Source organism: Massilia antarctica, from assembly GCF_015689335.1.
GTDB classification, from domain to species: Bacteria; Pseudomonadota; Gammaproteobacteria; order Burkholderiales; family Burkholderiaceae_D; genus Telluria_A; species Telluria_A antarctica.
In genome coordinates, this window is the sequence record NZ_CP065053.1 from 2,998,707 (window position 1) to 3,023,550 (window position 24,844).

Genomic DNA, 24,844 nt, shown 5'->3' on the forward strand with positions numbered 1-24,844 from the left:
CCGGTAGCTGAATCATAATCAGGCAGGATACGACAAAAGCGGCGATAACGCATACAATCGATGCATGTCCGCCTCCCTTCCCATCGATCCCGAACGCCGGCAGCAGGTCGCCCAGGCGCTGCTGGCGGTGCTGCCGGCGCGCTGCGTGCTGTCCGACCCCGAGGACACCCGCCCGTACGAGTGCGACGGCCTGGCCGCCTACCGCCAGTTGCCCATGATCGTCACCTTGCCCGATAACGAAGAGCAGGTGCTGGCCATCCTCAACGTTTGCCGCGAACTGAAGGTGCCGATCGTGCCGCGCGGCGCCGGCACCGGCTTGTCGGGTGGAGCGCTGCCGATGGCCGACGGCGTGGTGCTGTCGACCGCGCGCATGAACCGCATCGTGCGCATGGAGCCTTATGCGCGCCTGGCTGTGGTGCAGCCGGGCGTGCGCAACCTGGCCATTTCCGACGCGGCCGCGCCGCATGGCCTGTACTATGCGCCGGATCCATCCTCGCAGATCGCCTGCACCATCGCCGGCAATGTGGCCGAAAATTCGGGAGGCGTGCATTGCCTCAAATACGGACTGACCGTGCATAACGTGCTGCGCGTGCGCGTGGCGACCATCGATGGCGACATCATCGAACTTGGGGGCGAGGCGCTCGATGCGCCGGGCCTCGACCTGCTGGCCGTGTTCATCGGCTCCGAGGGCATGCTGGGCATCGTTACCGAAGTGACGGTCCGGCTCATTCCCAAGCCGGCCACCGCGCGCGTGATCATGGCCTCGTTCGACAGTGTCGTCACCGGCGGCAACGCGGTGGCCAGGGTGATCGCCGCCGGCATCATTCCGGCCGGGCTGGAGATGATGGACCAGACCTCCTCGCGCATGGTCGAACCGTTCGTCCATGCCGGCTACGACACCGAGGCCGCAGCGATCCTGCTGTGTGAAGCCGACGGCACCCAGCTGGAAGTGGACGAGGAAATCGAACGCATGTCGGCGGTGCTGCAAGCTGCCGGCGCGAGCGCCATTGCCGTGTCGCAGAGCGAGGCCGAACGCCTGCGTTTCTGGTCGGGCCGCAAGAACGCGTTTCCCGCAGCGGGCCGCATCTCGCCCGACTACTACTGCATGGACGGTACCATCCCGCGCAAGAACCTGGCGCAGGTGCTGACCGGGATCGCGCAGATGGAAGCGACCTACGGCCTGCGCTGCGCCAACGTGTTTCACGCCGGCGACGGCAACCTGCATCCGCTGATCCTGTTCGACGCCAACCAGCCGGGCCAATTCGATCGCGCCGAAGCCTTCGGCGCGGCCATCCTGGCGCTGTGCGTGGAAGTGGGCGGAACCATCACCGGCGAGCATGGCGTGGGCATGGAAAAAATCAATTCGATGTGCGTGCAGTTCACGCGCGCCGAACTCGATGCCTTTTTCGCCGTCAAGCGCGCCTTCGATGCGCCGCAGCTGCTCAATCCCGACAAGGCCATCCCCACCTTGAACCGCTGCGCCGAATTTGGCAAGATGCGGATCAGCGGTGGCGTACTGCCTTTCGCCGGCCTGCCGCGTTTCTGACATGGGAGACAATGTGCAGCAGATCGAACATTTCAGGGAACAGGTGCTGGCAGCGGCAAGGGATGGCCGCACCCTGCGCATACGCGGCGGCGGCAGCAAGGACTGGTACGGCCAGGCCACCGACGGCGATATCCTCGACACGCGCGCTTTCAGCGGCATCGTCGACTACGAGCCGACGGAACTGGTCATCACCGCGCGCTGCGGCACGCCGCTGGCCGAGATCGAGGCGGCGCTGGCGGAGCATAAGCAGATGCTGGCATTCGAGCCGCCGCACTTCGGCGCGGGCGCCACCATCGGCGGCGTGGTCGCCAGCGGCCTGTCCGGCCCGCGCCGCGCCACAAGCGGCGCCTTGCGCGACTTCGTGCTCGGCGCGGTCCTCATGGACGGCAAGGGAGACGTGCTTACCTTCGGCGGCCAGGTCATGAAGAACGTGGCCGGCTACGACGTATCGCGCCTGCTGGCCGGTTCCATGGGCACCTTGGGGCTGATGCTGCAGCATTCCATCAAGGTGCTGCCGCGCGCATTGTGCGACACCACCTTGCGCTTTGCGATAAATGAAATCGAGGCGCTGCGGTGCCTGAACGAGTGGGCCGGCCTGCCGCTGCCCATCTCGGCCAGTTGCTGGCACGCCGGCGTGCTCACGGTGCGCCTGTCGGGCGCACAGGCGGCGGTCGTTGCCGCCGCGCGCACCCTGGGCGGGCAGCCGGTCGGCGACGGCGATGCCTTCTGGGCCGCGCTGCGCGAGCAGCGGCATGCGTTTTTCGATGGAGAGGGCAGCCTGTGGCGGCTGTCGGTGCCGTCGACCACGGGCGCCATCATCTTGCGCGGTGCGCAGCTGATCGAGTGGGGCGGCGCGCAGCGCTGGCTCAAGGTCGATGCCGATGCGGCGATGGCGCGCAATATCCGGCGCGCGGTGACGGCGGTGGGCGGCCACGCGACCCTGTTCCGGGGCGGCGACAAGAGCGTCGGCGTGTTCCAGCCGCTGGCGCCTGGCGTGGCCAGGATTCATCAACGCCTGAAGGCGGCCTTCGATCCGTCGCAGGTCTTCAATCCCGGACGGATGTACTGATGCAAACGAACCTCGCCGATTTCATCAAGGGTACGCCTGACGGCGACGAAGCCGAAGCGATCCTGCGCGCCTGCGTGCACTGCGGCTTCTGCACCGCCACTTGTCCCACTTACCGGTTGCTGGGCGATGAACTCGACGGCCCGCGCGGACGCATCTATCTGATCAAGCAGGTGCTCGAAGGGGCGCCGGTCACCGTCAAGACCCAGACTCACCTGGACCGCTGCCTCACGTGCCGCAACTGCGAGACGACCTGCCCGTCGGGGGTGCGCTATGGACGGCTGGCGGACATTGGCCGCAGGGTGGTGGAAGAGCGCGTCCAGCGTCCGCTCGGTGAACGCATCAAGCGCGCGGTGCTCAAGGAGGTGTTGCCGCGCGCGTGGATCTTCCGGCCGGCGTTCAGGGCGGGCCAGCTGTTTCGGCCGCTGCTCGCGCCGGCGCTGCAGGACAAGCTGCCCAAGACGCGCGGTGCCGGCCACTGGCCGGCGCGGGAACATGCGCGCAAGATGCTGGTGCTGCAAGGCTGCGTGCAAAGCACCATGGCGCCCGATATCAACGCCGCCACGGCGCGCGTGCTCGATGCCTTTGGCGTGCAGCTGCTGGCCGCGCCCAAGGCCGGCTGCTGCGGCGCGCTGCGCTACCACCTGAACGACCAGGAAGGCGGCCTCAATGACATGCGCCGCAATGTCGACGCCTGGTGGCCGCTGGTCGAACGCGGGCAGGTCGAGGCGATCGTGATGACGGCGTCGGGCTGCGGCGTCACGGTCAAGGAATACGGGCACCTGCTTGCGCACGACAGCGCCTACGCCGCCAAGGCCGCGCGCATTGCGATGCTCACGCGCGACCTGAGCGAAATCATGCTGCAGTTCGAGGCCGAACTGGGAGCGAAGCTGAAGGGGAAAGTGGCGAAGCGGGTGGCGTTTCATCCGCCTTGCACCCTGCAGCACGGACAGCAGATCCGCGGCAAGGTGGAAGGGGTATTGCGTGCTGCCGGCGTCGATGTGACATTGTGCGCCGACAGCCATTTGTGCTGCGGTTCGGCCGGCACCTATTCGGTGCTGCAGCCTGCGCTGGCGACTGAACTACGGGACCGCAAGCTGGCCAGTTTGCAGGCCACGAACCCGGAGGTGATCGTGTCGGCCAATATCGGCTGCCAGACCCACCTTCAGTCGGGCACGGCAACGCCGGTGGCGCACTGGATCGAGTTGATCGACCAGGCGCTGGCCTGAGATTACGCGGCCAGCTTTGCTTTTTCCTCTGCGCTCAGGCGCTTGCCGGTGACGACGATGGTGGTCATATCGGCCTTGGTCTCGGCGTCGGCCTTGGCGGCAGCGGCCGGCGAGGTCGGTGCGGCGCTGCGAGCGCGCGGTGCTTGAGCAGAGGCGAGGGCGGTGACAAAGGTCAGTGCGACTGCGGCGATGACGACGGCTTCCATGTTCTTCACGATGTTCATATCGATCCTTTTTCAATGTGTTTGTGTGGTATGTACACATTATGCGGCATCGCAACATATAACACTAATTTCAAATTCTGATACTTGTCATTCACGATTTGAATGATAAAAGCATATTATTTGATAAAGGTTATTTGGTTTGTGAATGCAGAAGCTGCCGCCGTTGCTGCCATGGGCAGAACCGGCGGTAGTGAGGACAAGGATGGGATGCGGAGGAAGCGGGTAGTGCGCGCCGCGTGAAAAACAGCGTTTATTGAGCGAGCAGTTTTTCGATATCGGCCACCAGTTCTTCCGGCTTGGTCGCCGGCGCGTAGCGTTTGTACACCTTGCCGTCTTTCCCGATCAGGAACTTGGTGAAGTTCCACTTGATCCGCTCGGTCCCCAGCAAACCGGGCGCCGCCTTCTTCAAGTGCTGGAACAGCGGATGCGCGTTCTCGCCGTTGACATCGATCTTGGCAAACAGGGGAAACGTCACGCCGTAGTTCTTTTCGCAGAACGCGCCGATCTCGCTCTCGCTGCCCGGTTCCTGTCCGCCGAATTGATTGCACGGAAAACCCAGCACCGCCACGCCCTTGTCGTGGAACTGCTGGTATACGACTTCAAGGCCTTTATACTGCTTCGTAAAGCCGCACTCGCTGGCGGTGTTCACGACCAGCACCACCTGGCCCTTGTACATGGCCAGGTCCACCGGCGTGCCCGACAGATCGGCCGCCTTGAAATCGAGCGCGCCCGTCACACGATGCCCAGATGCTCGGTACCGTGCGAGAGGTCGCGGTTCTTCGCTTCCTTGCCGTTCAACTTGATGTTCAGGCGCAGGTCATTGACCGAGTCGGCGTTGCGCAGCGCGTCTTCGTAGGTGATCTTGTCGGCTTCGTGCAGGTCGAACAGCGCCTGGTCGAAAGTCTGCATGCCCAGCTCGCGCGACTTCTTCATGATCTCCTTGATCTCGTGCACGTCGCCCTTGAAGATCAGGTCCGAAATGAGCGGGGAATTGAGCATGATTTCAATCGCCACGCAGCGGCCCTTGGATTCCTTCATCGGAATCAGGCGCTGCGACACCATGCCTTTCAAGTTCAGCGACAAGTCCATCAGCAGCTGCTGGCGGCGCTCTTCGGGGAAGAAGTTGATGATGCGGTCGAGCGCCTGGTTGGCGCTGTTGGCGTGCAGGGTGGCCATGCACAGGTGACCGGTTTCGGCGAAGGCGATCGCGTGTTCCATCGTTTCGCGGTCGCGGATCTCGCCGATCTGGATCACGTCCGGCGCCTGGCGCAGCGAGTTTTTCAGCGCGATTTCGAACGACTCGGTGTCGACGCCCACTTCGCGCTGCGTGATCACGCAGTTCTTGTGCGGGTGAACGTATTCGACCGGGTCTTCGATCGTGATGATATGCCCGTAGCTGTTTTCGTTGCGGTGCCCGACCATGGCGGCCAGGGTCGTCGATTTACCCGAACCGGTCGCACCGACCATGATCACCAGGCCACGCTTGGTCATCACGATGTCTTTCAGGACGTCCGGCAGGCCCAGGTCGTCCAGGCGCGGAATGGCGGTGGTGATGGTACGCAGGACCATGCCGACAGAACTCATCTGGATGAAGGCCGAGACCCGGAAGCGTCCCAGGTCGCCCGGGCTGATCGCGAAGTTCGCTTCCTTGGTCAGCTCGAAGCCGGCGGTCTGCTTGTCGTTCATGATCGCACGCGCCAAATCGGCGGTGTGCGATGGCGTGAGCGGCTGGGCCGATACGGGGGTGATCTTGCCGTCGATCTTGATCGCCGGCGGAAAGCCGGCGGTGATGAACAAGTCCGAGCCGTTCTTGCTGGTCATCAGACGCAGCAGATCGAACATGAATTTTGAGGCCTGGTCGCGTTCCATTAAATATCCTAAAAATTAGCCGGGGAAGTTTTCCGGCGTTTTGGCAGCCGAACGCGCAGCAGCGCCGGAGATGACGTTGCGGCGAACCAGATCGGTCAGGTTCTGGTCCAGGGTCTGCATGCCGACCGAACTGCCGGTCTGGATCGCGGAGTACATCTGCGCGATCTTCGCTTCGCGAATCAGGTTGCGGATCGCCGGGGTGCCGATCATGATTTCGTGCGCGGCGATACGGCCGGAGCCATCTTTCGTCTTGAGCAGGGTCTGCGAAATGACGGCCTGCAGCGATTCGGACAGCATCGCGCGGACCATCTCTTTTTCCTCGGACGGGAACACGTCGACGATACGGTCGATGGTCTTCGCGGCCGAGGAGGTGTGCAGGGTGCCGAACACAAGGTGGCCCGTTTCCGCGGCCGACAAGGCCAGGCGGATGGTTTCCAGGTCGCGCAGCTCGCCCACCAAAATGCAGTCCGGGTCTTCGCGCAGCGCCGACCGCAGCGCGTTGTTGAACGAGAGCGTGTGCGGGCCGACTTCGCGCTGGTTGATCAGGCACTTCTTCGAGTCGTGCACGAATTCGATCGGGTCTTCGATGGTCAGGATGTGGCCATACTCGTTTTCGTTGAGGTGGTTGACCATCGCCGCCAGGGTGGTCGACTTGCCGGAGCCGGTCGGGCCGGTGACCAGCACCAGGCCGCGCGGACGCATCGCCAGTTCGGCGAAAATGCGCGGGGCGTTCAAGTCTTCCAGGCTCAGGATCTTCGATGGAATGGTCCGCAGTACCGCCGATGCGCCGCGCTCCTGATTGAAGGCGTTGACGCGAAAGCGCGCCAGGCCCGGAATCGCAAACGAGAAATCGCATTCGAGCATTTCTTCGTATTGCTTGCGCTGGCCGTCATTCATGATGTCATAGATCATGCCGTGCACGTCCTTGTGCTCCAGCGGCGGCAGATTGATGCGGCGAACGTCGCCGTGCACGCGTATCATCGGCGGCAAGCCGGATGAGAGGTGCAAATCGGACGCCTTGTTCTTGACGGAGAATGCGAGTAATTCGGAGATGTCCATTTATAATCCCTGTGCCGTGAATGGGCGCATGCCGATAATGTGTGCGTTTCGCAACTACCGACTGCATTGAATTGCCCGCCGAAAATGATTATGTCCACAATCGTCCAGAACTTGCAAGCTGTCGATGCGAGTATTGTTGCTGCGGCCGACGCCGCAGGCCGCTCCCGTAAGGACGTGCAATTGCTCGCCGTTTCCAAGACTTTTCCTGCCGAGGCCGTACTGGAAGCCGCTGCCGCCGGGCAGTATGCGTTCGGAGAGAATTACTTGCAAGAAGCATTGGATAAAATTGCCGCGGTTTCGCACGCGCTGCCCGGCGCGCCGATGGAATGGCACTTCATCGGCCCCATACAGAGCAACAAGACGCGCCCGATCGCGGCCGGCTTCGCTTGGGTGCACACCGTCGAACGGCTCAAGATAGCGCAGCGTTTATCGGAACAACGCCCGCCGCAACTGGGGCCGCTGAATATTTGTCTACAAGTAAACATCAGTGGTGAGGCTAGCAAGAGTGGTGTCACGCCGGAAGCATTACCCGAATTAGCGCGCGCAGTGGCGCAACTGCCACACTTGCGCCTGCGCGGGCTGATGGCGATCCCGGAAGCGCAGGCTCGGGTCGACATGCAGCGCGCCGCGTTTCGCCAGTTGCGGGTGCTGTACGACCGGCTGCGCGCGGACGGGCTGGCGCTCGATACGCTGTCGATGGGCATGTCGGCCGACCTGGGCGCGGCGATTGCGGAAGGCGCGACCATCGTGCGGGTGGGCAGTGCGATTTTTGGTTCGCGGCACTACGAATAAAGACAATACTAATCAAGGTGGCTATGAAAATTGCGTTTATCGGTGGTGGGAACATGGCGTCGGCGCTGATCGCCGGCCTGGCGGGCAAGCTGGCCGCGGGTGCGGATATTCACGTGGTCGATCCGAATGCCGATGCGCTGGCGCGGCTCAAGGCGCAGTATGGCGTGAGCGCCAGCGGCGCGATCGATGGCGCGCTGGGCGCGTGCGATGCGATCGTGCTGGCGGTTAAACCGCAGCAGATGCGCGAGGTGGCGGCGGCGCTGCTGCCGCATTTGACGGGCGCGCCGCTGATTTTGTCGATTGCGGCCGGCATCCGGGCGGCGGATTTGTCGCGCTGGCTCGGTGGTTACGGCGCGATTGTGCGCACCATGCCGAATACGCCGGCGCTGATCGGGCTTGGCATCACCGGCATGGTGGCCATGGCCGGCGTGAGCGCGGCGCAGAAGGCGGCGGCGGATGGCATCATGAAGGCCGTCGGCCAGACCGTGTGGCTCGATGGCGAGGACATGATCGATCCGGTGACGGCGGTGTCGGGCAGCGGGCCGGCATATGTGTTCTATTTTATCGAGGCGATGCAGCAGGCGGCCGAGGAGCTGGGCTTGTCGGCGCAGCAGGGCAAGCAGCTGGCCCTGGCCACGTTCACGGGGGCGGCGCAACTGGCGGCGCAGTCGGATGAAGCGGTGTCGGTGCTCAGGGAGCGCGTCACGTCCAAGGGCGGCACGACCTATGCGGCCTTGCGCAGCATGGAGGACAGTGGCGTGAAGGAGAAGGTGGTTGCCGCGATCAAGGCCGCCGCGGCGCGGGGCAAGGAGTTGGGCGATGAATTGGGGGCTGGGTAATCGTCGTTTGCGCCATACCCGCTTCGTCGTTCCCATCACGACCCAATTTCCACTTTCCGTGAAGGCGACCGTTTCGGGGGAAGTTCTCAACGCTTCTGGAACCGGGCCACAGCGGGATCCGGTGCAAGCCCCGGGCGGCGAAGCAGCTGCCTGATCCCGACGCTTGCCGAACAGGGGCCCGTGCGCGCAAGCGCCGGGCCCTTGCTGTCTGCGCAGGCAGGACCAGCGCCTGCCGCTAGGCGGCGGGCTGGTTGATGACGAGGTAAGTGGCGTACAGCTGGGAACTGGACGAGTCGGTATAGACCAGGCACAACCGGGTGTCGGTGGCGGCCAGCGCGGGGACCGAGGTCCCCTGGCCAAGAATTTGCTGGGCGGGAGTCCAACCGGTGCCGTCGGGGAAGGTGCTGACCCACAATTGCGAACTGTTGGAATCGGAATACACCATGTACAGACAGTCCTGGAAGCAGGCCAGCGCCGGAATGGACGTGCCTTGTCCATCGATGGTTTGTGCGTCGCTCCAGTTCACCCCGTCAGTCGACGTGGTCCAGTACAACTGCGAGCTGTCGGAACTGGAGTACACCATGTACAGTGTGTCGCCCATGGCGGCCAGCGCCGGTACCGACGTATACTGGTTGGGGATTTGCACCGCCGGTGTCCAGTTGATACCATCGGGCGACGTACTGGCCCAGAGCTGAGAGCTGTTCGAATCGGAGTACACCATGCACAGCGTTTCCCCGAGTGCCGCGAGCGCCGGGATCGACGTTTGTTGTCCGATCTGATTTGCTTGAGTCCAGTTGGTGCCGTCCAGGGACTGCGTCTGATACAGCTGCGGAAAGTCGTCGCCGAATCCGGCATACATCATGCACAGGGTGTCGCCCAGCAGGGCCAGCGCCGGCACATTCGTCTGCTGGCCGATTTCCGTGGCCTGTGACCAGCTGATCGTGTCTGTCGACAGCGTGGTCCAGATCTGCCCGTCACCGTTGGAGTCGCTGTAAGCCATGCAAAAGCCGCCTTGCGGCGCCGCCGACAGCGCGGGAATCGAGGTTGATTGGCCCGGGATGGCGACCGGATTGGCAAACAGGATGACATTATTGGTGCTGCGTTGGGGGATTTTTTCAGGCTTGTTCATGGCGATTCTCCGGTGGGTTGTGACACAGTGGTGCTACGCGGGTGCGCCAGCTGGCGCGTGGCCCTTGCAGAGGCCAATTCGTGGTCGACTTCATGACTGGGAAAGCGGGACCGGCTCGCATCCTGGCGCGCCCCACACCACTAGCGAAAAATCCTGGCGCGTGGGGGTCAGCTGCGACAGGGGCAGCACGTTGCGGTCGCTCGCATACACGGTCACCGTGTCGGCCGAGGTAATGGCCAGCCCCTTGCCCCAACGAAAACTGCTATTCATATAGGTTTCCGCAAGCGCCCACAGGATCAGGATGATCGCATTGGCCAGCGGCGCTTGGTTGTTGAGCATGTAGCTCAGCAAGTCGGTCAGCGACTGGCTCACGCCCGGCACCGGCATGATGCGATGACCCACTCTGGACAAGGGCAAGCCGGCCGCCAGGTCGATGCTGTACAGGCACATGAGGTTGTTGCTGCCGTCGTCATCGGCGTTCAGGGTGAACATGAAAATGCGGCCATCGGTCTGGGTGACCAGCGCCAGGCCGGCACCGGACTCGGCAAACGTGCTTGTGTGATAGACCGGGTCGAACAGAATCTGTCCGTATTGCAGGGTGTCGCTGCGGGAGCGGTACAGGGTCAGGCTGTTTCCGTTGACGCCAGCGACGATGTAGCGCCCGCCGGGCCCCGCTTCCTTGGTCATGCCCACGCCGTTGATGCCTTCGGTGCGTGCGATGCTGCCCAGAACTTGCATCGGTTCGTTGCGCAGAGTCGCTTGCAGGTCGCAAATCTGGATCACGGACTGGTCACCGCTGGTGTCGGTCGGCTGGATGCCCATGGCCATGAAACTGCCGCAGGCCTGGGACGAGCAGGGATGGCACCAGTTTTGCTCATCGGTGTCGTAGGTGGCGGCGACCGTGCCCTCGGCGCCAGCACCGAGCCGGTCGGCGATCAGGTATTTGCCGCAGGTCGCCCCGGGTTCCAGGTCGGTGTGGGTGAAAATGAGCTTGTTGGCGTAGGCGGCAATGCCCTTGAAGTGCGAGCGCACCATGCCGTCAGGGCAGGTGGGATCGACCGGGCAGGCGTAATAGTTGCGCGTGGCGGCATCGGGAACGGCATGGAAGGCAGCCAGCACATCATGCATTTCGAGATTGGATGGGATGGTCATGCTGTTCTCCTGGTGGTGGGCGTTGGGTCGTCGGTCTTGAGTGGATGTATCCAGTCTGGCAGTCTCGTGGCTGCGCGATAAGTATCTTTTACGTTACAGCCGGCCTCGGTGCGGTAGTTGGCCGGCGCCGTCCACATGCTGACGCAAGCCCGCACAGATCTCGCTCGCCAGGTGGGCTTGCAGGGCGATCGACCAAGGTTCGCAGATGTCGAATTGACGCGGCCATACGATGCTGGTGGGCGCGCTATCGAGCAGCCGGGCCACGACCCGCGTCTGCGGGCCCTCCAGCCGCAGGCTGCCTTCGATGGCGTGGCTGGCGTGGCGCGGGATGCCTGGCACAGCGGGACGTGGCCAAACATGCTGAACAGTTGGTGCAGCAGTTGTTCGTGCAGGCCGCGCGTCAATGCTTGACGCCCAGTGCGTTTCCGGCCTGGCCCTGCAACTGTTACTTGGCCTGGCGGGTCGGGCAAGCGTTCCCTGGTCGGGGCCGGTCTGCTGCCGTAACTGCTGCGCCGCTGCGCCAATGGCGCAGCGGCGTCAGTCTCGATCCGGGCGACACGACGGGCAGCGATGGGTTTACCGCCCTGGCCAGCGTGCTGCTGGACTGGGACATGGGAGCGGCGCGCGCGTTTCCAGACGCCAGCGCCCATGGCTTGGGCGTGCGTCTGCTACACGGGGGGGCACGGAAGTGGTGGGCAATATCGGCACCACGTCATCCCGGATTTGGTCCATGTCACCGTGCGCGATACGTAGATTCGCGATACTCTCGATCAGGCATCATTCGAGGCCGGTGACAGGTTTGACGGATGCTATTGTTCTGACTCGCATAAACAATTGCGGCCTGTTCCACACAACATTGTGCCTTGAGGGAAAGGTATTTGCGTCGATCACGTGAATGACAGCGAGAAGCGCTTGCTCAACATATTATTGATGGTGGTACATATGGAGGATGCGGGCAAGCGCGTGGGCGTCGATCCGCAAGTTGCCAACGTCCCTGCTCTGCGACAGGCTGCGTCGCCGGGCACGACCCGGACTTGCCTGACGCGGGCGCTGCGGGATCGGCCGCTTTTTCGCCAATAGCCATGTCACACGTATCCGGGTCGCGGCAAGCCGATTCGGGCAATGCCGGAGACGAGGAGGCTATTTTTTACGCACCAGCCCCATCACACTGCGCGCCGCCTTGATCAGCGACAGGCCAATTGTCAGCACCGGCAGTACCTTGCCCGACTTGGCCACCACCAGTCCGATCACGGTACTGGCAATCCCCAGCGGCAGCTTCATCCCGCCGCCGCCAAACAGTTTGCCAATCCCGCCCGCCGGATGACTCAAGGGCGTCATCAGCGCGCCAATCTCGCGCGCGGCATCGCGGCGCTGCATCGAACACTGCACAATCAGCGCTTCGCGCCGTTCGGCCAGCGACAGCTTGTCGTTACTCATCGGCGTGCCCCGCATTCCTGATGAAATTGACGTCCTTGTTCAATTCAGCCACGGTCGCTCCCAGCAGACGCGGACGCGCGTCGAAACTGCGCTTGACCTGCATCGCGATCGCGCCGCCGGCCACGCCGAACAGGACCGCCATGGCGCCGATGGCTTGTAGCCGGTAGCTATCCCAGAAGATCACCACCACCAGTAGCACCACCAGCAAGGCGGTGATGCCGAACAGGATCAGCGACGCCAGCGCAAGGACGACATACCCAAGAAAGCGTTGCAGCTCCTCCTGCACCTCGACCGCGGCCAGTTCCAGCCGCGTTTGCACCATGGCGACCAGGGTCGCCCCGATCCGCCCCACCGATTCGGCGATCGCCATATGCCTTACCTGCGCGAAATGAGCATGCCGATGATGCAGCCGGCCGCAGCGCCGATCCCGACCGCTTTCCACGGGTTTTCCTGCACGTATTCGTCAGTCGCCTTGGCGGCGACCTTGGTCTTTTGGACCACGGCTTCTTCCAGGCGAATCAGGTCCGCCTTGGCGCTCGACAGGGTGCGCTCGAACTTGGCCTTGGCTGCCTGCAGTTCTTCGCCGGTCAACTGGCTGCCGTGGCGCAGCCACTGTTCGGCATCCTGGATCACGGATTTCAAGTCGTTCACCAACTGGTCGCGCGCGCCTGGTTTGGTTGGAATGGATTCGATCATGGTTTGTTACCTCGTAAGTGAATGGATGGGAAAGCCCGGTGGTCCGAACGGTCGATGTCGAATTTGCGCGCTGGCAATATTGACTTTCCGTGTTATCGGAACAACATCAGCTGAACGCGTAGTCTAACGCCACGCCGGCAAAAAGGGCCGCACCCAACCAATTGTTGTGGCGAAAAGCTGCAAAACAAGCCATGCGCTCGCGTTCACGAATCAAAGTGTAGTGATAAAGCGCCACCGCGGCGGCCGCGGCCACGCCACCCACGAACCAGCCGCGCAAGCCTTCGAGCCAGCCGCACACGAGGATGATGGCCAGGGCGGCGCCGTAGCACAGCATGACGGCGGCCACGTCGAAGCGTCCGAAGGTGATGGCCGAGGTGCGGATGCCGATCCGGATGTCGTCGTCGCGGTCGACCATGGCGTATTCGGTGTCGTAGGCGATGGCCCAGAACACATTGGCCAGCAGCAGCCACCAAGCCACGGCCGGCACCTGGTTCTGCACGGCGGCAAAACCCATCGGGATGCCGAAGCCGAAGGCGATGCCCAGGTAGGCTTGGGGAATGGCGAAAAAGCGCTTGAAGTAGGGATAGCTGCCGGCGATGATGACGGCCGCCACCGAGAGCTGCTTGGTCAGGGTATTGAGCGGCAGGATCAGCAGGAAGGAAATCAAGGACAGGGTGGCGGCGACGGCCAGCGCTTCCCAGCTCTTGATGCGCCCGCTGGTGAGGGGACGTTCGGCGGTGCGCTTGACGTGCTTGTCGAAGTCGCGGTCGGCGTAATCGTTGATGGCGCAGCCGGCCGAGCGCATCAGGATGGTGCCGAGGGTGAAGATGACGACGACGGCGGGGGCGGGCCTGCCCTGCGCGGCGATCCACAGGGCGATCAGGGTGGGCCAGAGCAGCAGCAGGATGCCGATCGGCTTGTCCAGCCGGATCAGGCGGAAGTACAGCGACAACTTGTTCATGGTCGGATCGCTGGCGCGACTGTCGTGGGCATGGCTTGGATTTTACTGTGTTTGCAGGGAAACGTGAACGCCGCGTTGCGAAGGCAAGCCGCGCACGGCCTCGCTCAGCGAACCGGTCGGTCCTGCCGCGCCAACAGCGCGGTCAGCGTGGCCACCAGTTCCGTCACGATATACGGCTTTGCCACATGCGCCTGAAAACCGGCATCGAACGCCCTCTGGCGATCCTGGGTGCTGGCGAATGCGGTCAGGGCGACTGCCGGCAAGGTGTCGCCCGCAAAGCCACGCCGCCGTATTTCGCCGATCAGCTGGTAGCCATCCATCTGCGGCATGCCGATATCGCTCACGACCATGTCGAGCGTCTCGCTCCCGAGCAAATCAAGCGCCAGGAGCGCCGATGGTGCCGTGAGCACGTGCGCGCCATGTGCGCTGAGCACGTCCTTCACCAACTCGCGCGTATCGGCGGCGTCTTCCACGAGCAGAATGCGGCGCTGTGCAAGCATGCGCGATTGCGCCGTCGGCATCGCCGCCATCGCCGGGTGCTGGCGGGCAGGCCCCGTGCCGTCTCCCGCGCAGGCAACGGGAAAGCGTAGCGTAAAGCTGGTGCCAAGCCCGCGCCCCGGACTTGTCACCGCAATGGTCCCCGAATGCAGTTCGGCGAGCTGTTTCGCAATCGACAGGCCGATGCCCAGGCCGCCATGGCGGCGCGTGCTCGAGGCGTCTTCCTGGCCGAATTTGTCGAACACATACGGCAGGAATTCGGCAGCGATGCCGCACCCGCTGTCTTCGATGACGATCTGCACCAGACTGTGCGAGACGAGCGACGCGCGCACCTGAACCGTGCCTCCTTCCGGCGTGAACGTGATTGCATTGCTCAGGATATTGTAGAGCACCTGCTGGAGTCGGTGCACGTCGCCCGCGATCGCCGCCGCGCCGACGGCATATTGCGTGACCAGCTTGAGCTGCTTGGCGTCGGTCATCGCCCGCACCGAATCGGTGGCCGCGCGCAGCAGGCCGGCCACCGCGATGTTGTGCAGCTCCAGAGTGAGCTTGCCGGTGACGATCGAGGACACATCGAGCAGATCCTCGATCAGCTTGGCCTGCAGTTTGGCGTTGCGTTCGATAATATTGAGCGAGTGCTGCAGGTCGGGCGCATCGCGGTGCTGAATGCGCAGAAGTTGAGTATGACCGATGACCGCGGTGAGCGGCGTGCGCAGCTCATGCGAGAGCAGGGCAAGGAACTCGTCCTTGAGGCGCCCCAGGCGCTCGGCATTCTGGCGCCCCGCACGTTCAGTTTCGATGGCATGCACGACGTCGGAGACATCGCGCGCGGAGATCGAGGTACCGATAAACGCATGGTCCTTATCCTGCACCCGTGCCAGCGACACTTCCAGGTGCAGCGTTTGCGCATCGATGACGGTGCTCATTTTCGCTGTCAATGGCGATGCGCCGGCATGGAGTCGCGCCAGTAGCGCATCGAGCATGGCTGACCAAAACGGCAGCTCGGAAGCCGGCTGGTTGTGGCGCGGGCGACACTGGAACAGCCGCTCCGCCCCGGTGCTCCAATACAGGACGTTATCGCGCGGGCCGAGCGAGAAAATCGCATCCGACGAGTGCTGCAGCAAACTGGCCAGGTAATGCTCCGAAATCACCGATTGACGATAGGCGACGTTATCGACCGCTTTGGGTGCCGCCAGCCGGACGTTGGCGCGGTCCAGGGTGGTGCGCAGGCGCGAGCGCTGGCGGCTTGCCTGCACTGCGCGCGTCAACTTCTCGCCCAGGCGCGGATCGCCCAGCGCCACCAGGGACCAGTTCGGACCGAGCATGGGCACATACCGCAATTCGGTTTGTACCGCCTCGAACTGTTCCCTCGCAGGTACGAAGAGAATCTGTCCGACCGGCCAGACAGTGCGAATCCGACGGGCGATCGAGGCAGCATTGCCGACGCCCGGCCCGACGAGAGCGACGGACGGCTCGCGGTCCTGGCCGATCAGTTCCAGGATGCACTCGACGGCGCCGGCCGGCGCAGCCAGGACGGCGTCGAGTTGCTGCTCCTTGAGCGGCTGCGCGAGCGCGCCATCGATGTCCGCGTGCGGGTCCGGGACGATGAGCAGGAGGAGTTTATAGTTCACGGCGCGCTTACAGTAACGGCAAGCCCAGCAAAGAGCGCCCGGCCCAGATTTTCAGCATATCGGTCGTGGGTGACATCACATGGCCGGCGCGTGCATCGCGTAGCATCTGGCTCACCCGGCTGTTCTCGCGGTAGGCGATGCCGCCGCAAATCGTCATCGCTTCATTGGTGACCGCCACGGCGGTCTCGGCGGCATCGGCCTTGCAGGACAAAATGAAGGGGAGCGCGTCCGGGTCGCCGCGGTCGCCGCGCTCTCCGGCTGCGTACAGCAGTTGCCGTGTTTTTTCGATGGACCTCCACATGTCGGCGTACTTCATCTGCAACGGCTCTACGTGGCGCAACGAGTCGCCGGTATGGTTGTAGCGCCGCGTGCGCATATGCTCGCCAACGGCCTCGAGTGCGGATTGCGCGATGCCGAGGTAACTGCCCGCCATTGCCATGAGAAAGTAGGGCGCGATGACTTCAAATACGTACCAGATCTGGTCGCCAGTGTCGCCCAACAGATTGGTGAGCGGCACACGCGCATCCGTCAGGCGCATGCCGCGCGACGAGTTTCCGCGCATGCCGAAGCCATGCCAAGGTTCAAGCCATTCGACCCCGACTGCGTCGCTGTCGACGATCAGGCAGCTCAAGTCGCCAATTTCGCCGGAATCCGGACTCAGTGCCGAGATCACGTAGGAGTCGGCGCGCCCGCCGTTGGTGACGAACTGCTTGGTTCCATTGACCAGGAACTGGCCGCCGGCGAGGGTGATCAAGGTGTCGGACAGATAGAAATTGGCGCCGGTCCCGGTTTCGGACAGGGCCAGGGTGGTGATATGCTCCCCGCGCGCAATCTTGCTCAGGTAATGTTCGGATTGGTAGGATGTCGCCTTGGCGGCGATCACGGCCGTCCCCACGCAATGCATGCCGAAGCACAGCGCGGACGACGGGCAGGCCTTGCCCAGCGTTTCGGTCAGCACCGCCAGCGCGAGCAGGCCCTGGCCATGGCCGCCGAGTTGTTCCGGCACTTGCAACCCCATCAGCCCGGCCTTCGACAGCGCGGCCATCGAACGGGCAGGCCAGGCGGCCTCTCTGTCGACCTCGGAAGCGAAAGGAGCGATCTCGCTGGCGACAGTCGCCGCAGTATCTTTCAGGCTGAGAAGTTTGGTCGCAAACATGGTGAGCATCCAGTCCTGTCGAAAAAAGCGAGTTCGGCGGCAGATCCGGGGAGATCGCGCCAGATGCGCTGTGTCACTTAGGTAACACGATTGTAGCGTTTTCGCTATCGGAGCATATTTCCAATGGATGCAATCGAAGCGGTCCGGGACGGACCTCGTTTGTGCCGCCTCGTGGGGTGGGCGCGCGACCTTGCCAAGCCCGCCGCAGGCATGCTGGCGCCCTCCTTAGCGCGGGCGCGCAACGAACAGGGTGGGGGCGGTGCCGGGCGAATCGGTCAGGGCTGGCGTTCCCGCGCAGGGCGCGATGGCCAGGCGTTCCCCGACCCCGGCCTTGGCGGCCCAGGCGTGCCGGTCATCGTGCCCCGGCTTACATCTCCCGATCGGGCACGACCCCGTCGGGCACGAACATGTCGACACCAGGCAGCTCGCAGGCGGCAACCGCCTCGCACACCGCGTCGATCGCGGCGCGGCGGGTAAAACTCTTGCGCCAGACGATGACCACGCGGCGCTCCGGCACCGGCGCTTCGAACGGCACGAAGGCCAGCATGTTGCTGCGCGAATGCATGTCGGGTACAGAGGCGCGCGGCAGCACGGTCAGGCCGATGCCGCTGGCAACCATGTGGCGGATCGTTTCCAGCGACGAACCTTCAAAGGTGCGCTGCATGCCGTTGCCGGGCGACGAAAAGCGCGCCATTTCCGGACACACTTCCAGCACCTGGTCGCGGAAGCAGTGACCGTTGCCCAATAACAACATCGTTTCGGATTTCAAATCCTGGGCCGAAATGGCGCTGCGCTTGGCCCACGGATGGTTTTGCGGCACGGCCACGACGAACGGTTCGTCGTACAGGGTTTGCATGGACATGCCATGTTCCGGCAGCGGCAGCGCCATGATGGCCGCGTCCAGTTCGCCCTGGCGCAGCAATTCGAGCAGGCGCACGGTGAAGTTTTCCTGCAAGATCAGCGGCATCTGCGGCACCCGCTCGATGATGTTCTTCACCAGCGGCGGCAGCAGGTAGGGGCCGATGGTATAGATCACGCCCAGGCGCAGGGGGCCGGCCAGCGGGTCCTTGTTCTGCTTGGCGAGTTCCTTGATGGCGGCGGTCTGTTCGAGCACTCTTTCAGCCTGCGCGATGATCTGCGCCCCGAGCGGGGTGACGGAAATTTCCGCTCCGCCGCGCTCGAACAGCACCACGCCGAGCTCGTCTTCGAGCTTCTTGATGGCGACCGACAAGGTCGGTTGGGCGACGTAACACGCTTCGGCGGCATGCCCGAAATGTCTCGCACGCGCGACGGCAACGATATATTTCAGTTCAGTCAGGGTCATAAAGATCGGTGCAGGAAGAGGACGGGCGCGGCGCGGCCGTCGTGACACGATGTTGCTGGTGAGTCAGCAAAGAAATTATATTCTACCGGAATGCAGTCGATATAATTGGGCCGCAGGCGGATTTTCGACCTGCCGATCACTTGAAAGGCGAGCATGTCCACCACTTTTGGCCCTCTGGAAGCGCAGGCCTACATCCATAAATTACTGACCGTGATGCACCATCAGGGCGGTTCCGACCTGTTCATCTCGGCTGATTTTCCTCCGAGCATGAAGTATCAGGGTTCCATGAAACCGATGAGTCAGCAAAAGCTGACCGGCGAAGTCACGCGCGCGCTGGCCCTGTCGTTGATGAACGACAAGCAACGCAATGAGTTCGAGAAGGAAATGGAATGTAATTTTGCAATTTCGTTACCGAATGTGTGTCGTTTTCGCGTCAATGTGTACGTGCAGCAACAGTGCGTGGCGATGGTGGTGCGCACGATTGCCTCCGAAATCCCGAATTTCGAGAAGCTCGACCTGCCGGAAGTGCTGAAAGAGGTCGTGATGACCAAGCGCGGCCTGGTACTGGTGGTGGGCGGCACGGGGTCGGGCAAGTCGACCACCCTGGCGGCGATGATCGATTACCGCAACGCCAATTCGGCGGGCCACATCATCACGGTGGAAGACCCGGTCGAGTACGTCCACAGGAACAAGAACTGCCTGATCACCCACCGCGAAGTGGGCGTGGACACGCATTCGTGGCACGCGGCGCTGAAAAACACGCTGCGCCAGGCGCCGGACGTGATCCTGATCGGCGAGATCCGCGATACCGAGACGATGGAGCACGCGATCGCGTTCGCCGAAACGGGCCACCTGTGCCTGGGCACCCTGCACGCGAACAACTCGAACCAGACCATGGACCGGATCATCAACTTCTTCCCCGAAGAGCGGCGCAACCAGCTGCTGATGGACTTGTCGTCGAACCTGCGCGCGATCGTCTCGCAGCGGCTGGTGCGCACGGAAGACGGCAAGGGGCGCAAGGCGGCCATCGAGATTTTGCTTAATACGGCAACGATCAGCGAGATGATCCTGAAGGGGAATTTCCAGTCGATCAAGGAGATCATGCACAAGTCGCGCGAGCTGGGCATGTGCACCTTCGACCAGGCGCTGTACGAGTTATACAACCGCGGCCAGATCGGCTACGACGAAGCGATCCGCAACGCCGATTCGGCCAACGGCTTGCGCCTGCAGATCAAACTGCGGGGCGACCGCAAGGAACCCGGCACCGCTACCGCATCGCGCTCGAATGATCTGTCGATGGCGGTGGACGAGGAAGAAGAAGAGTAACCCCCCGCCGTTCCCGCCGCTACATCGTCGTTCCCGCGCAGGCGGGAACCCAAGTTTTTTCGGCTTAGCAACGGGCTTGGGTTCCCGCCTGCGCGGGAACGACGGAGGTAGCGAAATTGGTTAATACAGTACTTTGATCCCATGCCCGACTTCGAAAACAAACTCTGCACCCGCCTTGACCTCGCCGCCCGCGTCGCCGCCCTGCCCAAACCGGTCGTGCTGACCAACGGCGTGTTCGACATCCTGCACCGCGGCCACGTGACCTACCTCGCGCAAGCGCGCGCCCTGGGCGCCTCGCTGGTGGTGGCCGCCAACACCGACGCCTCGGTCAAACGCCTCGGAAAAGGCGACGACCGTCCGCTCAACACCGCCGCCGACCGCATGGCCGTGCTGGCCGCGCTCGAATCGGTCAGCCTGGTGGTCGACTTCGACGAAGACACCGCCCTCGAAGTGGTCCTCGAAGCGCGCCCCGACATCTACGCCAAGGGCGGCGACTACGACATGCAGGCCATCCCAGAAGGCCAGGCCGTGCTGGCCTACGGCGGCCAGGCCGTCGCCATCGATTTCGAACACGACCGCTCGACCACCAAGCTGCTCTCTAAAATCCGCACATAAGGAACCTGCCATGGGTGGAAACGCCATGAAATACGTCGGCGTCACCCGCCAGTCGGCCGCCGATTACGCCGCCATCACCGCCGCCGTGATCGACAAGCTGCGCGCGCTGTTCCCGGCGATTCGCTGCCAGCCGATCCTCGCCTACGGCCGCAAGGAGACCTTCGGCGATAGCGACATCCTGATCGAATCGACCCACCTGCCGCCCGACTGGATCGAGCAGGTCAAAGCCGTTTTCGCGCCGCAAGACCTGATCGTCAACGGCGACGTGGTCTCCTTCGATTTCCGCGCGATGCAGATCGACCTGATCACCACCCCGGCGGATGAAATGGAATTCGCCGCGTCGTACTACGCATTCAACGACCTTGGCAACCTGATGGGCCGGATCGCCCACAAGATGGGCCTCAAGTACGGCCATGACGGTCTGTGGAAACTCCTGCGCGACAACGACCAGGTGTTCGCCGAGATCCTCATCACGCGCGACGTCGCCAAAACGTTCGCCCTGCTCGGCTACGACCACGCGCGCTACCTGCAAGGCTTCGAGACCCTCGACGACGTGTTCGAATTCGCCGCCTCGACCCCGTACTTTCACCGCCAGATCTACCTGCTCGACAACCGCAACGCCGCCAGCCGCGTGCGCGACGCCAAGCGGCCGTCGTACACCGCGTTCCTGGCGTGGATAGCGGACAAGCCGGAACTGGACCGCTATACCTGGTCGGCCTGGGACGGCGGGCGCAGCTCGCCCGAGCGCGATGCCGAACGGGCCGACTGGGAACGGCGCATCTTCAACGACATCTTCCTTGAGGCGCGTCCGCAGTACCTCAAGGCGATCGAGGAGCACGACACCCACAAGCGCGCCAAACTGGTATGGAATGGCACGCTCGTCGCCGCGCACACCGGCTACCAGGGCCGCGAACTGGGCGAGTTCATGGCCGCCTGCCGCGCCAGTTTCATGAACGCGCCGCACGATGCGGCGCTGTCGTTCGAGCAGTGGGTGCTCACCCTCACGCCCGACGGCGTGATCGACCAGGTCCGCGCTTTTCAAAAGGTCTGGTCATGAAACGACAGAAGATCCTTCTCGCCGGACTGTTCGCCGCCTTCGTTTCCACCGTTGTCGCGGCGCAGGAGAATCCCGGGCTCGAGGCTGGCCTGATCGGCGCCATGAAATATGACCGGAATTCGAACCAGCGCGCAGGCAGCTCCGGAGAAGCGATCCGGGCCTACATGAAAGCGGGCTACGTCAATCCGCGTCCGAACGGGCGCGCCGATTACACCGACTACTACCTTCTCAATCAAGCGGCCACCTTTCTGGGGCACCCGCTGGTGGTGATCGAAGAGGAATACATGACCCGCTATGTCGGCTGTTGCGTCAGCGAGGGGCTCGGCGTGACGGTCAAGGTGGTCACCAACACGGCAGCGCTGAAAAAATTCGCGACGCTCAACCGCTGCCGGCTGGAAGAAAATGTCGATCCTGGCGCCGAACTGCGGTCATTCAGCATCAGGAACACCTTGCCGAAAGCACGTTGTGCGACCTTGAGTTGCCGCGAACGCGACGCGCAAAGCTACATCAAGGATTGAACGGTCAGGCATGTGGAACCCGACGCAGCGCCGCCTGCCCCGGGCCATGCGCGACCGCCTAAGTCAGCCGCCGCACCGATTCCCGCACCACCAGGCTCAATGCCGGCAATGGCACCTTCACCTCGTGATGCCCGATCATCCCCAGCATCATGGTGCCGATACACGAACCGACGTCGTACAGCGGTTGGCGCACGGTGGTCAGGGGCGGGGTGGTGTACATCGAACTATGCAGGTCGTCGAAGCCGATGATCGACACGTCTTCCGGCACGCGGATGCTGCGCCGGTACAGCGCCAGGCGCGCGCCGTAGGCACTTAAATCGTTGGCCGCGAAGATGGCGGAAAAACGCGCCCCCGACCCGAGCAGCTGGTTGACCGCCTGCAATCCGCCCGACTCCTGGAAATCGCCCGCCACGATCAGCTCCGGATCGGGCTCGATGCGGTGGCGCGCCAGGGTGTCGCGGTAGCCGGCCAGGCGCGCGTGCGCATCTTCCTGGTCGTCAGAGCCGCGAATGAACGCGATGCGCCGGTGCCCCTGTTCGATCAGCAATTCCATGGCCTCGCAGGCGGCGCCGTAATTGTCGAGGACAAAACCGAAGACACGTTCGCCTTCCAGCTTGCGCCCGAACGCCACGATCGGCACGCGCTGCGAAAAATCGAGGATCTGGGTGTCGCTCATGTTCCCGGTCAGGATCACCACGCCATCCACCCTTCGTCCGATCAGCAGTTCGACCCGCTCGGCTTCTTCAAGCGCGTGCCAGTGTCCGCTCATGATCAAGAGCGCATAGCCGGCCGCCTTGACCGCATCCTCGATGCCGACCATGGCGTCGTTGAAGTAGCCGCTCACCAGGGACTGGGTCAGCACGCCGATGGTGCGCGTGCTGCCCATTTTCAGGCCCTGCGCCACCAGGTTCGGCTTGTAGTTCAGGCGTTCGATGGCGTCTTCGATGCTGCGCCGCTTGGCGTCCGACACCCTGGCGGTGCCGTTCATGAAGCGCGATGCGGTGGCCGGCGAGACGCCGGCGGCATGCGCGACCTGGTGCAGGGTGACGGGGCCGATGTCGTTGTTCTTCATCGGCGCTCGCACAAGTGCTCCACCAGCGCGCGGTGCGGCGGCAGGTCGGCCAGCGCGTGCCCGGCCAGTTTGGCGATCATCGCAAATTCGGCGGCCGCCTCGTCGCGCCGCGCCGGATGGCAGGCGCTCGGATGCAGGCCGGTGGCGAACTCCATCCCGTACAGCACGTACTGCCAGCTCGACGTCGGATACATCTCGACGTCGGCCACGAAGTCGAGCCGGTGCGGGGGCCGGCAGCGCCACATGGCCAGCTTGTCGCGCAGCGACGCGGGAATCGAACGCGGATCGGTATTGTCGGTCCAGAAGGCGGAATCGGTGCGCTGGGAGAGGCAGTAGTGCAGCTTGATGAAGTCGACCACGCGCTCGTAGCGCTCGCGCATCAGGCGGTTGAACTGGGCCGCCACCGGCGCGCTGTCGCCGTTGAACGGGAACAGGTGGCCGATCAGGTACGCCGCCGTTTCGATCAGGCCAATGCCGGACGATTCGAGCGGCTCCAGGAAGCCGCCCGACAGTCCGACCGCCACGCAGTTTTTGATCCACTGCACGTCGCGGTAGCCGATATTGAGTTTCAGCTGGCGCGGCGTGAGACTGTCCGCGGCCGCGCCGATGTACTGGCGCAGCACCTGTTCGGCGCGTTCGTCGCTCGTGTGGCGGCTTGAATACACGTAGCCGATCCCGCGCCGCTGCTGCAGGCCGATGTCCCAGGTCCATCCGGCTTCGTGCGCGGTGGAGATGGTGTACGAGGGGATCGGGGTGTCGGCGGCGGGGTATGGCACCTGCATGGCCAGCGCGCGGTCGACGAACAGCACGTCGTCGATCTTGCGGAACGGTGAGCCGAGCGCTTCGCCGATCAGCGTGGCCCGAAAACCGCTGCAGTCGACGTACAGGTCCGCGTTCAGCGCGCCCTGTTCGCGCGTGTGCACGCAGGCGATCGCGCCGTCGGCATCGAGTTCGACCCGGTCCACGAGGGCCTGCACGTGGCGCACGCCGAGCGAGCGGCCATGCTCGGCCAGCAGGGCGGCGAAGCGTCCGGCGTCGAAGTGGTAGGCGTAGTTCATCGGCCCGGCGTAGTCGGCGTCGGCCAGGCGCTTGGGACCGTGCGCGGCATCGGCCACCCGTTTTTGCATGGTCGCCGCTGCGGCAAAGGGGATACCGGCGCCGGCGGTGCCCTGCAGCCAGTGCGGCAGCAGTTCCGGCCCGCCCTGGCGCTGGCTCGGCTGGCTGAATGGATGGAAGTAGTGGTCGGCGCCGGGCGCGCCTGCCGGGCGCACCCAATGGTTGAAGCGCACTCCCTGCTTGAAGGTGGCCTGGCATTCGCGTACGAAGCGCGCTTCGTCGATACCGATCGCCGCCAGGGTCGAACGGATCGAGGGAAACGTCCCTTCGCCGACGCCGATGATGCCGATCTCGGGCGATTCGACCAGAGTAATACTGACGCCGCCCGCGCCCGCGCCTGCGCCGGCCCCCAGGGTGCGCGCCAGGTAGCAGGCGGTAAGCCAGCCGGCCGTGCCGCCGCCGACGATCAACACATTATGAAACGCTTTCATGAATTGCCCCTTTTTGTGGCCGTGTGTGGCGAATATGACAAATCCGGTCGGACCATAATATTTCGTTTGACTTTGGAATGCACCGAAATGTACCATGAAAT

At 63.6% G+C, this 24,844-nt stretch carries 24 protein-coding genes; 9 read left to right on the forward strand and 15 right to left on the reverse strand.

Translation table 11 applies throughout. From position 1 onward, the window contains the following. Positions 1–64: 64 nt before the first annotated feature. The 3 genes from IV454_RS13550 to glcF are packed head-to-tail and all read left to right on the forward strand — an operon-like array spanning position 65 to position 3,841. On the forward strand, positions 65–1,546 hold the full coding sequence (locus tag IV454_RS13550) for an FAD-linked oxidase C-terminal domain-containing protein (protein WP_206091867.1): 1,482 nt from the start codon (positions 65–67) through the stop codon (positions 1,544–1,546). Positions 1,547–1,559: 13 nt separating this feature from the next. Continuing rightward, positions 1,560–2,615 (forward strand): glycolate oxidase subunit GlcE, encoded by a 1,056-nt coding sequence (glcE, locus tag IV454_RS13555; RefSeq protein ID WP_229522231.1) that lies wholly within the window; start codon positions 1,560–1,562, stop codon positions 2,613–2,615. Beyond that, entirely contained in the window at positions 2,615–3,841 is a 1,227-nt protein-coding gene (glcF, locus tag IV454_RS13560; protein ID WP_206091869.1) for a glycolate oxidase subunit GlcF, read from the forward strand. The genes glcE and glcF overlap by 1 nt, the downstream gene beginning before the upstream one ends. A gap of 2 nt (positions 3,842–3,843) precedes the next feature. Here glcF and IV454_RS13565 read toward each other — a convergent pair whose 3' ends face one another. From IV454_RS13565 to IV454_RS13580, 4 genes are all read right to left on the reverse strand, one after another. Beyond that, positions 3,844–4,065, reverse strand: coding sequence for a hypothetical protein (locus tag IV454_RS13565; protein ID WP_206091870.1), 222 nt, complete (start codon positions 4,063–4,065; stop codon positions 3,844–3,846). 250 nt (positions 4,066–4,315) lie between these two features. Then, a complete protein-coding gene (locus tag IV454_RS13570; protein ID WP_206091871.1) occupies positions 4,316–4,801 on the reverse strand; it encodes a glutathione peroxidase in 486 nt (161 codons plus the stop codon). After that, positions 4,798–5,934, reverse strand: a complete 1,137-nt coding sequence (locus tag IV454_RS13575; protein ID WP_054266382.1) for a PilT/PilU family type 4a pilus ATPase — start codon at positions 5,932–5,934, stop codon at positions 4,798–4,800. Before IV454_RS13575 ends, IV454_RS13570 begins: the two co-directional genes overlap by 4 nt. Before the next feature lie 15 nt (positions 5,935–5,949). Then, positions 5,950–6,993: a type IV pilus twitching motility protein PilT gene (locus IV454_RS13580; protein WP_054266383.1), complete on the reverse strand. Its 1,044-nt coding sequence runs from the start codon at positions 6,991–6,993 to the stop codon at positions 5,950–5,952. Between the two features lie 90 nt (positions 6,994–7,083). Between IV454_RS13580 and IV454_RS13585 the strand changes: the two genes are divergently transcribed. Then, complete coding sequence (locus IV454_RS13585) at positions 7,084–7,785, forward strand: YggS family pyridoxal phosphate-dependent enzyme (RefSeq protein ID WP_206091872.1); 702 nt, start codon at positions 7,084–7,086, stop codon at positions 7,783–7,785. 23 nt (positions 7,786–7,808) lie between these two features. Then, the gene (gene proC / locus IV454_RS13590; protein WP_206091873.1) at positions 7,809–8,624 is read left to right on the forward strand and encodes a pyrroline-5-carboxylate reductase; all 816 of its coding nucleotides are present in this window, start codon (positions 7,809–7,811) and stop codon (positions 8,622–8,624) included. A 235-nt stretch (positions 8,625–8,859) separates the two neighbouring features. Here the strand turns inward: proC and IV454_RS13595 are convergent, their stop codons facing one another. The 9 genes from IV454_RS13595 to IV454_RS13635 form a co-directional block, all read right to left on the reverse strand. Then, positions 8,860–9,753, reverse strand: coding sequence for a DUF8189 domain-containing protein (locus IV454_RS13595; protein ID WP_206091874.1), 894 nt, complete (start codon positions 9,751–9,753; stop codon positions 8,860–8,862). A gap of 90 nt (positions 9,754–9,843) precedes the next feature. Next, positions 9,844–10,905, reverse strand: a complete 1,062-nt coding sequence (locus IV454_RS13600; RefSeq protein ID WP_206091875.1) for a hypothetical protein — start codon at positions 10,903–10,905, stop codon at positions 9,844–9,846. A 1,140-nt stretch (positions 10,906–12,045) separates the two neighbouring features. Next, positions 12,046–12,342 (reverse strand): hypothetical protein, encoded by a 297-nt coding sequence (locus IV454_RS13605; RefSeq protein ID WP_206091876.1) that lies wholly within the window; start codon positions 12,340–12,342, stop codon positions 12,046–12,048. Further along, entirely contained in the window at positions 12,335–12,712 is a 378-nt protein-coding gene (locus IV454_RS13610) for a phage holin family protein (RefSeq protein WP_206091877.1), read from the reverse strand. The genes IV454_RS13605 and IV454_RS13610 overlap by 8 nt, the downstream gene beginning before the upstream one ends. Positions 12,713–12,717: 5 nt before the next feature. Next, the gene (locus tag IV454_RS13615; RefSeq protein WP_206091878.1) at positions 12,718–13,038 is read right to left on the reverse strand and encodes an ElaB/YgaM/YqjD family protein; all 321 of its coding nucleotides are present in this window, start codon (positions 13,036–13,038) and stop codon (positions 12,718–12,720) included. A 106-nt stretch (positions 13,039–13,144) separates the two neighbouring features. After that, positions 13,145–13,999 (reverse strand): 4-hydroxybenzoate octaprenyltransferase, encoded by an 855-nt coding sequence (ubiA, locus tag IV454_RS13620; protein ID WP_206091879.1) that lies wholly within the window; start codon positions 13,997–13,999, stop codon positions 13,145–13,147. A gap of 104 nt (positions 14,000–14,103) precedes the next feature. Continuing rightward, positions 14,104–16,128: a hybrid sensor histidine kinase/response regulator gene (locus IV454_RS13625; RefSeq protein ID WP_206091880.1), complete on the reverse strand. Its 2,025-nt coding sequence runs from the start codon at positions 16,126–16,128 to the stop codon at positions 14,104–14,106. Positions 16,129–16,135: 7 nt separating this feature from the next. After that, positions 16,136–17,284, reverse strand: a complete 1,149-nt coding sequence (locus IV454_RS13630) for an acyl-CoA dehydrogenase family protein (RefSeq protein ID WP_206091881.1) — start codon at positions 17,282–17,284, stop codon at positions 16,136–16,138. 367 nt (positions 17,285–17,651) lie between these two features. Further along, entirely contained in the window at positions 17,652–18,608 is a 957-nt protein-coding gene (locus IV454_RS13635; protein ID WP_206091882.1) for a hydrogen peroxide-inducible genes activator, read from the reverse strand. 153 nt (positions 18,609–18,761) lie between these two features. On the opposite strand from IV454_RS13635, the gene IV454_RS13640 reads away from it, so the two are divergent. The 4 genes from IV454_RS13640 (at position 18,762) to IV454_RS13655 (ending at position 22,124) form a co-directional block, all read left to right on the forward strand. Beyond that, complete coding sequence (locus IV454_RS13640) at positions 18,762–19,934, forward strand: PilT/PilU family type 4a pilus ATPase (RefSeq protein WP_206091883.1); 1,173 nt, start codon at positions 18,762–18,764, stop codon at positions 19,932–19,934. A gap of 141 nt (positions 19,935–20,075) precedes the next feature. Beyond that, positions 20,076–20,549 carry a D-glycero-beta-D-manno-heptose 1-phosphate adenylyltransferase gene (gene rfaE2 / locus IV454_RS13645; protein WP_206091884.1) on the forward strand — a complete coding sequence of 158 codons (474 nt, stop codon included), beginning with the start codon at positions 20,076–20,078 and terminating at the stop codon, positions 20,547–20,549. Positions 20,550–20,574: 25 nt separating this feature from the next. Further along, positions 20,575–21,606 carry a nucleotidyltransferase family protein gene (locus tag IV454_RS13650; RefSeq protein ID WP_206091885.1) on the forward strand — a complete coding sequence of 344 codons (1,032 nt, stop codon included), beginning with the start codon at positions 20,575–20,577 and terminating at the stop codon, positions 21,604–21,606. Further along, complete coding sequence (locus tag IV454_RS13655; protein WP_206091886.1) at positions 21,603–22,124, forward strand: hypothetical protein; 522 nt, start codon at positions 21,603–21,605, stop codon at positions 22,122–22,124. The genes IV454_RS13650 and IV454_RS13655 overlap by 4 nt, the downstream gene beginning before the upstream one ends. 58 nt (positions 22,125–22,182) lie before the next feature. Here IV454_RS13655 and IV454_RS13660 read toward each other — a convergent pair whose 3' ends face one another. After that, on the reverse strand, positions 22,183–23,196 hold the full coding sequence (locus IV454_RS13660) for a LacI family DNA-binding transcriptional regulator (protein ID WP_206091887.1): 1,014 nt from the start codon (positions 23,194–23,196) through the stop codon (positions 22,183–22,185). Further along, positions 23,193–24,743: a tryptophan halogenase family protein gene (locus tag IV454_RS13665; RefSeq protein ID WP_206091888.1), complete on the reverse strand. Its 1,551-nt coding sequence runs from the start codon at positions 24,741–24,743 to the stop codon at positions 23,193–23,195. The genes IV454_RS13660 and IV454_RS13665 overlap by 4 nt, the downstream gene beginning before the upstream one ends. Positions 24,744–24,844 lie beyond the last annotated feature (101 nt).